Annotated in this window: 14 protein-coding genes; 11 read left to right on the forward strand and 3 right to left on the reverse strand. The window is 56.3% G+C overall.

From position 1 onward, the window contains the following. Window positions 1-88: 88 nt before the first annotated feature. Both VN12_RS09980 and VN12_RS09985 read left to right on the forward strand, forming a co-directional pair. The gene (locus VN12_RS09980; protein WP_146676680.1) at window positions 89-991 is read left to right on the forward strand and encodes a helix-turn-helix domain-containing protein; all 903 of its coding nucleotides are present in this window, start codon (window positions 89-91) and stop codon (window positions 989-991) included. A gap of 114 nt (window positions 992-1,105) precedes the next feature. Further along, complete coding sequence (locus VN12_RS09985) at window positions 1,106-1,666, forward strand: DUF417 family protein (protein ID WP_240491386.1); 561 nt, start codon at window positions 1,106-1,108, stop codon at window positions 1,664-1,666. Between the two features lie 342 nt (window positions 1,667-2,008). Here the strand turns inward: VN12_RS09985 and VN12_RS09990 are convergent, their stop codons facing one another. The 3 genes from VN12_RS09990 to VN12_RS10000 form a co-directional block, all read right to left on the reverse strand. Continuing rightward, window positions 2,009-2,236, reverse strand: coding sequence for a helix-turn-helix transcriptional regulator (locus VN12_RS09990; RefSeq protein ID WP_146676681.1), 228 nt, complete (start codon window positions 2,234-2,236; stop codon window positions 2,009-2,011). Window positions 2,237-2,828: 592 nt separating this feature from the next. Next, window positions 2,829-3,935, reverse strand: coding sequence for a hypothetical protein (locus tag VN12_RS09995; protein ID WP_146676682.1), 1,107 nt, complete (start codon window positions 3,933-3,935; stop codon window positions 2,829-2,831). 769 nt (window positions 3,936-4,704) lie between these two features. Then, on the reverse strand, window positions 4,705-5,241 hold the full coding sequence (locus tag VN12_RS10000; protein ID WP_146676683.1) for a hypothetical protein: 537 nt from the start codon (window positions 5,239-5,241) through the stop codon (window positions 4,705-4,707). A 541-nt stretch (window positions 5,242-5,782) separates the two neighbouring features. Between VN12_RS10000 and VN12_RS10010 the strand changes: the two genes are divergently transcribed. The 9 genes from VN12_RS10010 to VN12_RS10050 all read left to right on the forward strand — a co-directional run bounded on the left by VN12_RS10010 (window position 5,783) and on the right by VN12_RS10050 (window position 12,776). Continuing rightward, the gene (locus tag VN12_RS10010) at window positions 5,783-6,250 is read left to right on the forward strand and encodes a hypothetical protein (RefSeq protein ID WP_146676684.1); all 468 of its coding nucleotides are present in this window, start codon (window positions 5,783-5,785) and stop codon (window positions 6,248-6,250) included. Between the two features lie 889 nt (window positions 6,251-7,139). Further along, entirely contained in the window at window positions 7,140-8,282 is a 1,143-nt protein-coding gene (locus VN12_RS10015; RefSeq protein WP_146676685.1) for a hypothetical protein, read from the forward strand. A gap of 201 nt (window positions 8,283-8,483) precedes the next feature. Further along, window positions 8,484-8,699: a helix-turn-helix transcriptional regulator gene (locus VN12_RS10020; protein WP_146676686.1), complete on the forward strand. Its 216-nt coding sequence runs from the start codon at window positions 8,484-8,486 to the stop codon at window positions 8,697-8,699. Next, window positions 8,696-8,932, forward strand: a complete 237-nt coding sequence (locus tag VN12_RS10025) for a hypothetical protein (protein WP_146676687.1) — start codon at window positions 8,696-8,698, stop codon at window positions 8,930-8,932. Before VN12_RS10020 ends, VN12_RS10025 begins: the two co-directional genes overlap by 4 nt. Further along, a complete protein-coding gene (locus VN12_RS10030) occupies window positions 8,929-9,294 on the forward strand; it encodes a DUF2958 domain-containing protein (protein WP_146676688.1) in 366 nt (121 codons plus the stop codon). Before VN12_RS10025 ends, VN12_RS10030 begins: the two co-directional genes overlap by 4 nt. After that, entirely contained in the window at window positions 9,284-9,532 is a 249-nt protein-coding gene (locus VN12_RS10035) for a helix-turn-helix transcriptional regulator (RefSeq protein ID WP_146676689.1), read from the forward strand. Before VN12_RS10030 ends, VN12_RS10035 begins: the two co-directional genes overlap by 11 nt. 19 nt (window positions 9,533-9,551) lie before the next feature. Continuing rightward, on the forward strand, window positions 9,552-10,571 hold the full coding sequence (locus VN12_RS10040; RefSeq protein ID WP_168164319.1) for a primase-helicase zinc-binding domain-containing protein: 1,020 nt from the start codon (window positions 9,552-9,554) through the stop codon (window positions 10,569-10,571). Further along, on the forward strand, window positions 10,564-12,453 hold the full coding sequence (locus VN12_RS10045) for a YfjI family protein (protein ID WP_146676691.1): 1,890 nt from the start codon (window positions 10,564-10,566) through the stop codon (window positions 12,451-12,453). Before VN12_RS10040 ends, VN12_RS10045 begins: the two co-directional genes overlap by 8 nt. Continuing rightward, on the forward strand, window positions 12,453-12,776 hold the full coding sequence (locus VN12_RS10050; protein WP_146676692.1) for a hypothetical protein: 324 nt from the start codon (window positions 12,453-12,455) through the stop codon (window positions 12,774-12,776). Before VN12_RS10045 ends, VN12_RS10050 begins: the two co-directional genes overlap by 1 nt. Window positions 12,777-12,801: the final 25 nt, after the last annotated feature.

Consider the following 12,801-nt stretch of genomic DNA (forward strand, 5'->3'; position numbering starts at 1 on the left):
CGCCCATATGCGTACCTATTGTTGGCTTTCGGTGGAGAAAGTGTTCGATCTCGGTACTTGATAGAAGGCTCGATATCGAATGGGTCACATGGATACTTCTGAAAAGAAAGAAAGCTGGTATGACCCCAGGGAGGGGGGCGAGGCGATACGGCTGTGCACGGTATGCTTGGACGGACCGGGGACCGAGCCCCCTCGGACGAACTGCTTTGGACTTTACTTTATCGAGGCCGGTTCAGGAGTCTTCTCGGTCGATGACGCATGCCACCCTTTCCACTCTCCGTCTCTCTTGTGCGTCGTGCCGTATCAGTATGTACGGTTCCAATGCGAAGACTCGATTTGCTGCCGTCGCATTGAATTCCATGCCAACTTTCTCTGTATTGAGACATTTCATGCGGAGGTGGGTTGTGCCGGCAGGGTCTTCAATGATCCGTACGGGGTGCCCGTTATCGGTCTAGACGTAGAGATCGCTGCCGAGATGGCGGATTTGTTCGCATCCATCGCCCGTGAACAATCGGAGCGTAGATTGGCGTACATGGAGGCATCGCTCGCTTATCTCAAGTTGCTACTGATCTTGGCGACACGGACCAAGGATCGTATCGATGACTCTTGCGCGGGACTTGCTGCCTCGCACCGTCATCCAACTTTGGCGAGTCTGAGTGTGTTGATCGAGGAGCGTTATCGAACTTGGCATTCCCCAGCAGAGTACGCCGATGCACTTTGCGTCACACCGAAGACGCTTGGTCGATTGGTGAGAGAGCATTTGGGAACAACTCCCACCGACTTGATTCGCCGTCGAATCATGACGCACGCCAAGTGGCAGTTGCTCCATACGTTGAAGCCTGTCAAAGAGATTGCGTTGGAAATTGGATTCGGTGATGAGCTTTATTTCAGTAGGGTCTTTAAGAAGGCGACAGGGGTCGCGCCGAGTTTTTTCCGCGAGTTCGAAACGACGATTCGCGGTGGTAGCAATCTGTCCATGCCTTTGGACTGATCGTCCATTTCCTTTCCGAACGCCACCTTCGATACTGAAATTGTCCGAGCGGAGGTGAGAACGGTTCAATGAGAACGGTCGCTGGAGTCGACCATTTTGAAGGGAGCGAAAGCGATGATACGTCGTGCGATGGAATTGGCAGCGAGAGCGGACAAAATCGGAGTGGTCTTGGCACGCTTAGGACTGATTATCGTCTTCTTATGGATCGGCGGCTTGAAGGCAGTGCGATATGAAGCCGACGGGATTATTCCATTCGTGGCAAACAGTCCGTTTATGAACTTTTTGATTTCGGACCCAGGCGGTTATAAGAGCCACAAGAATCCGGAGGGGGCTCTGGTCCCTGAGAACCGGGCTTGGCACGAATCGAATGGTACATATCGATTTGCGTATGGTCTCGGTGCAGCGATTGTCTTATTTGGATTGATGCTTTGTTGCCATCCATGGTTTCCGGCCATTGCAGCTTTAGGCAGTTTCCTTATCTTCCTCATGTCGTTTGTCACACTTTCGTTTTTGATGACAACGCCGGAGTGTTGGGTCCCAGATTTAGGGGACGCCCAGCATGGCTTCCCCTATCTCAGCGGAGCGGGGCGTCTCGTGCTCAAGGACGCTATCATGATGGGAGCTGCGTTGGTCACCATGTCCGACTCGGCAAAGAAATACCTACAAAGGCCATAGTCCAAAGATGCGAATCATCGCCAATCGTCCCTATGCCGACGACTCCCGATGAATCGTATTTCTACAAGGAGGGTGGACGGATCTAGCGGCGTGCAATGAGTATCGCTTCAAGCCCTATGCGTGTTGCGATCGCAAGTGGAGAGCAATCAATTCGGTCGAATTCCCCCTCGGCTTTACCATTGCTTGAAATAGCAAGCAGCCGGATGGGGACTGGGACTGAATGCTTGCCTACGATCTTGCCAGTCAAAACCCCTAGGATGAACTTCGAGGTGCACTCCATTGCTTGAGGACGTCAATAATCCGATTCGAAGGAATACACGGAAGCGTTTCGGTAGTTGGCCATCAATGCCCACTGTGATTTGGCAAGGATTCTTCTTCTTCGAGAGGGAAAAAGATTTGCTCAATCGGTAACTTGAAGAGCTCAGAGATCTTAAATGCGAGAGTCAGACTGGGGTCATACTTACCAGTTTCGATCGCGTCTAAGGTTTGTCGGGACGCCATCAATTGCTCGGAGAGTACTGCTTGTGACCAAGCTCGTTCGGCTCTCGTAAACCTCAGGCGGTTCTTCATGCGTACCTCTTTGTTGCGAGCATCAGCCCGATCCCCCAGAAACTCGCAAGGACCGGGATGAGCCATATCCAGGAAAGAGCTGGAAATCCCGCCAGAAGCTCAAGAAAGCCGTACGTGACACTAGCGTTTACTACGGCGCCGGCGGCGAATCCGATTGCCTGAAAGTGAATGCGTTTTTGCAATTCATCCATATTCTGAAGAATGTCATGCAACGCGGACCTACCGAATAGCACCGGGACAGCGGGGAGCAAGCCCAAGGCGGGTCCGCCATAGCCCCCCCAACCGGGGACACTCACCCCAACCGGGGACACTCACCCCAACCGGGGACACTCACCCCAACCGGGGACACTCACCACTTTTTGAGGGACACTCACCAACACTGGGGACACTCACCAGGGGTGGGGAGGTGGGGAGTGGCCCCCCGAAGGTGGGGGGAGAGAGGGGGTGGTTCGAGGGGAATGGGGGCCGAGGGGCGGCCAGAGACGGGTTTTTGGACCGTTTGACTCTCGAGGCGCGCAGCCGCGAACCCAGTGCCGCTCCAAGGGTCACTCTCAAAGAAGAAGATGCTCGCTGGCTGGAAGGCTACAAGCTCTTAAGAAGGTCGCTGGAATCGCGGACAGTAGATCTGCCGCTGGGTGACCAGCGTTCGAGCCTCCTTCATACTGCGCACGCTTCCCGCCGCCAATGAGAACATTCGACTGAAATGGGTCGTGTAGTCGATCCAACGCTCGGGATCCAATCCCAACCGCTCCAACACCGGAGGCACCTCCTCGGGTGTAAACCCTTTCTTGCCTTCCCGGATAATCCTCGCCGTCGCATCCAATAGCTGGATATAGTTCATCGATGACAACGGTACCACGCCCTTGTCACTGCAACGCTTCTTCGTCTTGCTCGGTTTGCTCCCCTGGCTTCCTCTCTCATCGATCAGCTCTATCGGGGCTAAATACGCGTCTGGTAACAGACGCTGTGGCAAGGCAGGATCTTCGCTGGGCGCTGGGGACTGCGGCGATTCCGTTTGAGTTCCCTCCGGGGGCGGTTCCGGCTTGGCAAGCTCCTGCTTCAGGGCTGCGATTCGCTGGGCTACCGACGTGTACTGGGATGCCTCGAGCGTCTGGGCTACCTGGGCGCGGATGGGATTCAAATCCACATAGCTCACGCAGGCCAAGATGGCTTCGTCATCGAGCAACCGCACCGCCTTGAACCGGCCATTGAAGAGACGGCCCGTCTCTTGGAGCTCCAGGTTGGCGCGCTTGGCGACTCGCTGGCAAAGGATGCGCATCCACCACGAGATATCGCTCAGCCGCAAACGGATCTCTTTCAACTTCTCGGGCTTGGTGCGGATCGCATCGAGCTCCTTTTCGTTGGGCTCCGCTGGAGTCTTGTCTTTGTTCTTCCTCTTGGGGCACATCAACATCCAGCGCCTGGCCACTTCGGTATCGTCCCACTCTTGGACAATGTCGGGGCGAGACCGCAAGACCGAGTGGAAGTGGTTGCTCATGATGGCATGACCTAGGACGTCGATGCCAAAGTACTGGGCTTGCTCCTCGATCTGCTTGGTGATCCAGAGACCGCGATGGCTGTGATCTTTGCGGGTGAGAGCATCATCGCCGAGCAAGAAGTACTTGCGAACAATGGTGGCGATGGTGTGGACCGTAGCGACTTCGTCGGGACGGTAGATATCGGCGCGGGCGCTGCGCATGATCTGCATTCCTTGGGCGAAAGGGAAAACATCGGCAAAACAAGGGACGATTCGTTCGGGTTGCCGGGCACGATCCTGTGCATAGAAGTGATTGGAGCGTCTCGAGACCCCAGATACAAGAGTGGGGAAGGGGGCGCCAAAAAGATTTTTCAGGACACCGGAACTGGGGACACTCACGCGTACTGGGGACACTCACGCGTACTGGGGACACTCACGCGTACTGGGGACACTCACGAGGACTGGGGACACTCACGAGGACTGGGGACACTCACGAGGACTGGGGACACTCACGAGGACTGGGGACACTCACGAGGACTGGGGACACTCACGAGGACTGGGGACACTCACGAGGACTGGGGACACTCACGAGGACTGGGGACACTCACGAGGACTGGGGACACTCACGAGGACTGGGGACACTCACGAGGACTGGGGACACTCACGAGGACTGGGGACACTCACGAGGACTGGGGACACTCACGAGGACTGGGGACACTCACGAGGACTGGGGGACACTCACGAGGACGGGGGACACTCACGAGGACGGGGGACACTCACGAGGACGGGGGACACTCACGAGGACGGGGGACACTCACGAGGACGGGGGACACTCACGAGGACGGGGGACACTCAACTGGACGGGGGACAGACATGGGAGGTTAAGGAAGGGGTGGGACACAGTGCAGTTCGGTTGAGAACCGGAGACACCTTCAAATGCAATTCACCGCGGCGCGGATACGGCATCCCTGATTGATCGTGTTTATCCTCATCACCACAGACTGCAGACAACGATATCCGGACGTTGTTTTTTTAGCTCCTCGAGTCCTGCTGAAGTTATGAGGGTATCCGACACATCGAGTGACATTAGGCCTTGGATGGACGCGATTGCTGGTATCGCTTCGTCCGTGATAGGCGATCCATTGAGCCGCAATACTGCGATTGATCCGATGCCAGCGAGAATTTGCAGCTGCGTGTCTGTCACCTTGCAATGAGTGAGGTGGAGTATTCGAATGTGTTTGAGACTTGCCACCCCGCTCAGGCTCTCGTCTGTTATTTTGGCACCCGAAAAGTCAAGGCTTTCAAATGAGCCGAAACCTCCAATCCGTTCCAGACTCATCGGTGCAACGAAGCTAACCCACGATGGAGTGTTGCTTTCGTCGAAACCAACATAGTACGCGCCCATAGAATGCAAGTCCGCTTCGATGCGACATCGTTCTCGGTAGACTCGAGTCGTAGACTCCACAACCATAAAGCCTATGGAAAGAGCGCCGACGACTACCATCATGGTTCGGATTCTAAACTTCATTCATCCTCCGTTTCACGCTTTGCTGCTTGAGCGGCGCATCAGGGTCAATGAAGGTGACAGAAGAGGAAAGACTGAAGGGAAGTATACCAACAGCAAACGTCGACACCGGATACTATCTACGGTTCTTTCGATCGGGCTCATGCCCAAGTAACGCATACCGGGCGAAGTGCAACAGTCCGGCAAATCGAAACTCAGGGTCAACGTAGTGTTCGATGACATAGAATGCGAAATAGTACGCGCGACAAAACCCCCAGACAGCAATGACAAGCAGAGCGACGTACCGAATGTCGGAAAGCGGTGCAACGAGTAGCGCCGAGGCGAGCAAACCCAATAGCAAGAATAAAAAACCCTTCTATGAGATGATGCGAGGGTCCGTTAAGTTGGCCATTCGGAGCTTCCTCCACCAGTCATGAAAACGATGTAACTAAAGACGTGCAATTCTTTCGGTGCACACGCTAGGCATCCGGCCGACTAACCCGCTGAAGATCGCAATCGCGAGACTTAACTACCCAAGCGTGGCGATTTGGCAGGAACCTGTCAAATGTTTCTGCTTCCTTTCGGATCGCCGATTGGCAGAAAGCACTTGGGCGGTGGCGTCAAACGAACGCCACCTGCTGAATGCACCCCATTCAGGGAAGTGCTCTTCGATTTCAAAAATGAGAATATCCTCGAACGACTCCTCTTCCATGGCCCAACCAGGCCCATCAAGAAAGATGAGGGCGTAAAAAAACCCAGCGAGTTGCTGGGTTTAGATGTCTCGGGAGGGGCTATGATACCCTACCCAATGACCCCGACGGGATTAGAACATGCCCACCATTCCCAAGGGAAATCGCAAAAAGCCGACTTGGTTCCCCTACCGGTTCCCCCGTCGAGCCCCATCACAAGCGATCTGAGGGAGTTGCATCAATTGTGGGATCGATTGGATGAGTCGGCCCGTCGGGACCTGCTGGCGGTGGCTCGGGGGTTGGCCGACGTTGCTTCATCGAGGGGCGTGGCTGAGAATGAGTGAGTCGGCCCCCTATCGATCGGGTCCTTTGCCGATCCTGCGATTCCATCGCGACGTTAAAACGGCCCGAATCCGTTTCGAAAAATCCGTCCGGTGGCGAGCCGTGGGGGCTTGGGGGCGGTGTGCGTGTAGCTCCCCCATCCCCCAAGCGACGGGAGTCCTAACTAATTTTCAATGGCGCTGTTGGGCGACGATCCCGCCGAGGCTGATGGCCCAATGCGATTGGGACCCCGGTTGGTAGGGGCGGTTCTATTCTATGCGTTTCGGTAATCGATCACAAAACTGCTATATCCTGCCGTTATGAAAGGAAGGCCCGGACTGTGTGCGTGAAACATGAGGGCCTTCGCTACCCCATTCCGAATTGATGCGTTCGGAGGACCCCTAAAGGCCCCTCCCCCCTGGGTGGAAATCCAGGGCTGAGCGAGAGCATCGACCCAGTGAATCCCCACGGAGCCTGTCCCCAAAATTGAGATTTCCTAGGGGGGGATGAAACCTACCGAGATGGTAGTCAGCGACCGCTCGCCCCCGCATTCGCATGTTTTTTGTTGTTTTTCTAGGGGGTTGGGGAAGGTGGCCAAACGAGTCGCACAATACAAGTGGGTGGGATACTGAGTGCCCGGGGGTAGTCAAAATCTGGGCGGAATGAGCCTAGCGACCGCTCGTTCCCGCGTGCAAGAAACTTTGGGTCAAAACGTTTCGTTAGACATTAATGGCCCGAGCCGTTCCAATGATGCTCGGGGGTGGTTCCCTGTGAGTGAATCAGCCGCGACTAACCATCGCGGCGAAGGGGTGAGCGAACTGATCATTCGCTAAGCGCCGATCGGCTGGGGATGGGGTCCTATCCATTCCTGGCCCATCGGCGGCCCATCTACAATAAGATAGGACGTCTGAGATGGCGGGCTGTGATATTGACGCAAAGCAAGTGCTTCGTGAGATCGATGCGTTGGTTGACGACTTCAAAACCCTGAGGCTAGCAAGTGCTAAAGGTACAGTGAGGACCGACCGAGAGGCGATGTGGAGCCTATCCCCAATTGCGAAACCGGTTGCGAGTACTATCGGGCTAGCAAGGCGAAACTTCAAACCGCATCCGAGCCACTGGATGGGTGGCTTGGGCGTGGAGTTGGGTGATATTAAACCATCGACATACTCTGAAATGGAATCCGCTCAGACTCACTACGCGAGACAAACGGGCGTTCCGTTTGTCAATTCGGTGGGTGAGTCGCTGGTGCTTAGCTCCGGTTGGAGTAGTTGGCATGAGATCCATCTATCGGGCGATCATGCTAAGGAAAGCCGCGATGTGATTAAGCGAGCGAATGCCTGGGTGAATGGACGGAAGTCTATCATCTATCGGGCGTTGTTTTACGGTCGTGACACAACATTTAACGACTGCTGTTGGCCCGACATTGCTCTGATGGTCGGCGAGCTGCCCGATGCTGATGCGACGATGTCCAAGCCGAAATGGAGTGTCGAGATCGGCTGGGTTTACTTCAATCCTGATGCCGATGGCAATCCCCGTTTGAGTCCATCATTCGAACGAATGGTGCAATCGGTAAGCGTCGAGATGTGGAAAAAGCGTAAGGCGGAGGATTGGCAATGTTTCGGGCGATGTGAACCATTTGCGAGCATCACCGAAGCCGATGAACTATTCATCGGCGATCCTCCCGAGGTTATGTATTGCGAGCAAGAACTGAAACCATTCCTGAGGGATTCGGAGCTAGCGCTGGACTGGCTGCGGCGATGGATCGAGGATTCGATGAGAGATGCTATCCCCTCGGAGCCTATTCCGTCGGCGGAACTGAAACAATCGAATGCCGCTGGGTTGAATAAGAAGAGCCCCGCAAAGATGCGATCTCCGGGGAGGAAACCGAAGGAACTGACGAAGGAGGAGAAAGAGATCAGGGATCTATGGAAGAGCGGGCGGTTTCTTACTCTGAATGATCTGGATGAGCATCGGGGGGTTGACTGGGGCGAGACGAAAAAATTGCTAGATGCCCTACGGAAGCGTCGAAAAAGGGCTGAGGAACGGACGAAATAGACGAATTAGAATTCCGTCCGTTCTGGGTGGAAGAATTTTCTTGAATTGTCGATGCCTGTTTTCGCTTGTCTGAATTGGTCGAGCGAAAGAATTCTTTGCGTGCCGACGGACGAATTAGAATTCCGTCCGTTTCCGCACTTACAAAACCTCACATGCGTTGCGGCTGTCGCGGCGTGATTCTTTTGAATGTGAGGTTTGATCATGAGCAAAGCAAGATTGATTGGGATCACAGAACTGGCGGAACTGCTAGGCGTTTCCGGTCGGCAAGTGTACCGACTGATGAACGACGGTCTGATGCCTCCCCCGGTTCGGCTGGGTGGTTCCTTGCGATGGGATCGATTGGCGGTCGATCAATGGATTCAAAGCGGCTGCCCGAAAACGTCGAGCCCCCAAGCATCGAAAGGGGGTGATCAATGAGCTACCCAAAAAACCGTTGGTTGCGGGTCGGATCGCATGAGTTTTTTGTGGCAGAATCGGGAAAGTTCCGATGGGCGGCGGATTGGGTGATGACCCAATGGGATGAGGAGTCGGCCGAGGAATGGAGGAGCAATCTAACGGCCCTCAACAAGATGCCCCCGGGGTGTTCCGATGATGCCCGTCGGCTGCGCGATGCTGAGCGATGGATGGATCGAAAAGGGGGTGACGCATGAGGACCCTGCGAAATCGAAAGGGAGCCGGGATGCTGCTCCTCAATGAAAAGCTGGCCAAGCCGATCCCTTCACTGATGGCCGACGAAGTGACATCGGCGAGCGATCCTATGGCCTATGTCCGATTCTTCACGGTGCGCGGTTGGAGTTGGTGGCTGCTGGCCCTGGACCGCGAGAGCCTGATCGGATTGTCCTATGTCGTTGCCCCCGGTGAAGCGATTTGCAATGGAGAGATCGGAACGGTCGATCTATCGGAGCTGGCCGAGTTGGAGGTGATGCGTGGATTGGGCGTCGAGCGTGACACGTCGTTCGAGCCGAGTCGGCAATCTGTGATCTGCGGCGAGGAGGTGAAACATGCTAAGTGACCACGACATCGATCGCATCGCGGATCGGATCATTGAGGCCCTTGGTGGCCGACTATCCCAATCCAATGAGATCTTGGATGTCCATGGAGCGGCGGAACTGCTCGGGTGCTCGGTGCCGACGATTGAGCGTCGGACTCGCGACGGTTCGATCCCATCGGTGAGGATCGGAAGGCTGCGGCGGTATCGTCGAGCCGATCTGCTGGCCCTTAATGCGAAAGGGGGACCATGTGATGCGTAAACATCGAAGATCCCCCCAGGTGAAACGACCTGTTCATTTTAACATCGATGAGGTGAAGCATCGAGCGAGTGGCCGATGGGTGGAAATCCTGTCGGCGGCCGGGATTCCCTCGGAACTGCTAGAGAGTCGGCGAGGGATGCCATGCCCTCGGTGTGGTGGCTCCGATCGGTTCGGCACGATGCGAGATCTCGCGATGCGTGGGGCTGTGTTGTGCCGACATTGTTTCAACGGTGATACCGATCCCCGAGCGGGTGATGGGTTGGCGACGTTGCGGTGGTGGCTCGGTGTGAGCCTGACTGCGGCGACTGAATGGCTCGGCCTTTATCTCGGATGTGGCCATGCTGCTCCTCGGGTGCGTGAGATTGTTCAATCGATCTCGATCCCTCGGGAGATCGATCGAAAGCGGTTTGCGTTGGCGGCTGAGGTATGGGCCCGAAACATGCGGCCCGAGTGGCTTGAAAAGGCTGCTGCGATGCTCGGCCTACCGATCGAGCCGTTGGTTCGGTTGGGAGTCGGCTGGAGCCCAGAACATCGAGCAACAAGCTGGCCGATGCGAGATGGCGAGGGAATCGTGATCGGGATCCGGTTGCGATGCCCGCAAACGACCCAGAAATGGGCTGTGCGTGGCTCGGCTGCTGGCCTGTTCTATTGCCCGACCATGCTGGCGATCGAGCGGCCTGAGCGGCTGTGGTGCGTGGAGGGCCCAACCGATACGGCGGCGTTGCTGTCCGTGGGGTTGAGTGCGGTCGGCGTTCCGTCGGCCGGTGGGGGTGCTGATCTGCTGGTGGCGTTGGCTCGGCGAGTTCGGCCCGGCGAGGTGGTGATCGTGGCCGATCGGGATGATGCTGGTCGGCGAGGAGCGGAGCGGCTGGCCGATGCCCTGGTGATCGTGGCCCCTGTGCGAGTTGCGACCCCTCCCGAGGGGGTGAAGGATGCTCGGGCGTGGGTGGTCGGTGGAGCGGATCGAGCGGCGATCGAGTCGATGGCTGATTCTGCTCCGGTGCGATCGATCGTTATGGGGGAGGTGAACCATGGGTGAGCAAAACAAAACGTTGAGCCTGAGAGCATCCAAGGCCCCCGATGGTCGAGCCCGTATCGTTGCGTCGGTCGATGATCGCGAGCTGTGGGCGGGAGTGTGCGATCTGTGGAGCGATACCGATCGAGATCGGTTGGCTGAGGCTATTCATCAAGATTGCCCAGCGATCCCGGTGGCCGACATTCGACGTCGGCTGCTGGTGATCGATCGCGAGAATCTACCGGCCGGGGATGGATCCAGCGAGTCGGCGTGGGATGATCCTGATCCCCTGCCGGATCCATTGCCAAGCGTAATGGCGTACAGTGCCGACCTACTCCCGCGAGAGGTCGGTGATGTGGTGGATGACATCGCGGATCGGATGCAATGCCCACCCGATTTTCCGGCCGCATCGATGCTGGTGGCGTTGGCTGCGGTGATCGGTTGCCGGGTCGGTATAAGGCCCAGACGGTTCGATGATTGGCTTGTAGTTCCGAATCTATGGGGATGCGTCGTTGGCCGTCCCTCCCTCAAGAAGTCTCCCGCTATTGGCCACGCAGAAAAGCGGATCCGAGCATTGGAGGCCCGGGAGCGAGAAAAAATCGCCGACGATGTGGCGGCGTTTGGAGTTGATGCGATCCTCTGCGAGGCTGACATCAAAGCGGCTAAGAAGGCGATCGAGAAGGCTGTGAATGCTGATAACCGCGAGGAGGCCCGTCGATTGGCTCTCGAAATCCAAGCGATGGAGGAAGCATCGCCACCCACCCCAAGGCGGATCATCACGACGGATTCAACCATTGAGAAGCTGGGGGAGATGTTGAACAAATATCCCCATGGGATGCTTCTGTGGGTGGATGAACTGGTGGGATGGATGCGAGGGCTGGATCGTCATGATATGGCTGGGGTTCGGCAACAATTCCTGACGCTATGGAATGGCCAAGGGAGGTTGAACATCGATCGAGTCGGCCGAGGTGAAACGGTCGTTGAGCATCCATGCTTGTCGGTGTTTGGCTGCGCCACCCCTGGCGGGATCGGTGATTATGTGGCGGCGGCGCTGCGTGGTGGCCGAGGTGACGACGGATTGATTCAACGGTTGCAAGTTTTGGTTTGGCCTGATTCCCCCCGCGAGTATCGACAAGTGGACCGATGGCCTAATTCGGTGGCCCGAGATCGATTAGTATCGGTATTCGAGAGCTTGGCCGACTTGGACGTTGAGTCATTTGCTGAGCGTGAAGAGTTCGACGATGGGAGCGGCATTCCGTGGGTTCGGTTTGATGCCGATGCTCAATCCGTGTTCGATCGATGGGACGTTGAGACGCAAAACCGGATCCGAGCGGGTGATCTGCCCGAGTCGTTTGAGAGTCATTTGAGCAAGTATGCTTCACTGATCCCATCGATTGCTCTGATCGTCCATCTTGTGAAGTGGCGGCGTGGCCCAGTGGATGCCATGTCGGTAGAGATGGCGTTGAAATGGGCTGAATATTTGGAGAGCCATGCGGCCCGGTTGTATTCGATCGCGATGGCTCCCGAGCGTCGTTTGGCGAAACAACTATTGAGGAAGCTGATCGCATGGCCCGAGACTAAGCCGATCCGAGTTCGCGACATCGTTCGACATTGCTGGAGCGGTTTGGATGATGAGGAAGTAGTGGCTCAAGGACTGGAGATGTTGGCCGATGCTGGATGGGTTCGAGCTGTTGCCGTTCGGCCCGAATCCGGTCGGCCGACGACGAACTATTTGCTCCACCCGCGAGCGGCTCAGTTTTTCGAAACTCTCAAAACACGAACTGACAAAACCGACGAAACCCGACCTGAGGAGAGTTCTGTCAGTTTTGACAGTGCCGACTTAGGGGGAATAGAAAAAAACGGGATCCCTGAGCCCTCGGGTGGTCGAGTTCGGGGAGTGATCTGATGATGCTGATCGAGCGATTGCGAGCCCTCGGGGTCGAATTGACCATCGAGGGAGATGGCTTGGCGTTCGATGCTCCCGAGGGTGTTTTATCGGCGGAACTGATCGAGGAGATGAAGGCCTATCGATCGGAGTTGATCGCAGCGATTGAACATCGAGATGCCCCTGGGATGGATCCCATCGGGGGCGTTTTTTGTCCGTTCTGTCGTGGCGATCGGTTCGAGGATGTTTACATGGGCTGGCGTTGCGTGAGGTGCGATCGGCTCGCGTGGTGGTGGCTCGGGGAATCGTTGGTTCGGTTCGACGTTGGGGATCTGAAATTGTAGGGCTGGGGAATTATCTGGCCCTCGG

This window comes from Pirellula sp. SH-Sr6A (genome assembly GCF_001610875.1).
Taxonomy (GTDB): Bacteria; Planctomycetota; Planctomycetia; order Pirellulales; family Pirellulaceae; genus JBKCUI01.

Coding starts and splice junctions, on each gene's coding strand:
- VN12_RS09980 (WP_146676680.1), top strand. CDS start 89: ATGGATACTTCTGAAAAGAAAGAAAGCTGGTATGACCCCAGGGAGGGG.
- VN12_RS09985 (WP_240491386.1), top strand. CDS start 1,106: ATGATACGTCGTGCGATGGAATTGGCAGCGAGAGCGGACAAAATCGGA.
- VN12_RS09990 (WP_146676681.1), bottom strand. CDS start 2,236: ATGAAGAACCGCCTGAGGTTTACGAGAGCCGAACGAGCTTGGTCACAA.
- VN12_RS09995 (WP_146676682.1), bottom strand. CDS start 3,935: ATGCGCAGCGCCCGCGCCGATATCTACCGTCCCGACGAAGTCGCTACG.
- VN12_RS10000 (WP_146676683.1), bottom strand. CDS start 5,241: ATGAAGTTTAGAATCCGAACCATGATGGTAGTCGTCGGCGCTCTTTCC.
- VN12_RS10010 (WP_146676684.1), top strand. CDS start 5,783: ATGTTTCTGCTTCCTTTCGGATCGCCGATTGGCAGAAAGCACTTGGGC.
- VN12_RS10015 (WP_146676685.1), top strand. CDS start 7,140: ATGGCGGGCTGTGATATTGACGCAAAGCAAGTGCTTCGTGAGATCGAT.
- VN12_RS10020 (WP_146676686.1), top strand. CDS start 8,484: ATGAGCAAAGCAAGATTGATTGGGATCACAGAACTGGCGGAACTGCTA.
- VN12_RS10025 (WP_146676687.1), top strand. CDS start 8,696: ATGAGCTACCCAAAAAACCGTTGGTTGCGGGTCGGATCGCATGAGTTT.
- VN12_RS10030 (WP_146676688.1), top strand. CDS start 8,929: ATGAGGACCCTGCGAAATCGAAAGGGAGCCGGGATGCTGCTCCTCAAT.
- VN12_RS10035 (WP_146676689.1), top strand. CDS start 9,284: ATGCTAAGTGACCACGACATCGATCGCATCGCGGATCGGATCATTGAG.
- VN12_RS10045 (WP_146676691.1), top strand. CDS start 10,564: ATGGGTGAGCAAAACAAAACGTTGAGCCTGAGAGCATCCAAGGCCCCC.
- VN12_RS10050 (WP_146676692.1), top strand. CDS start 12,453: ATGATGCTGATCGAGCGATTGCGAGCCCTCGGGGTCGAATTGACCATC.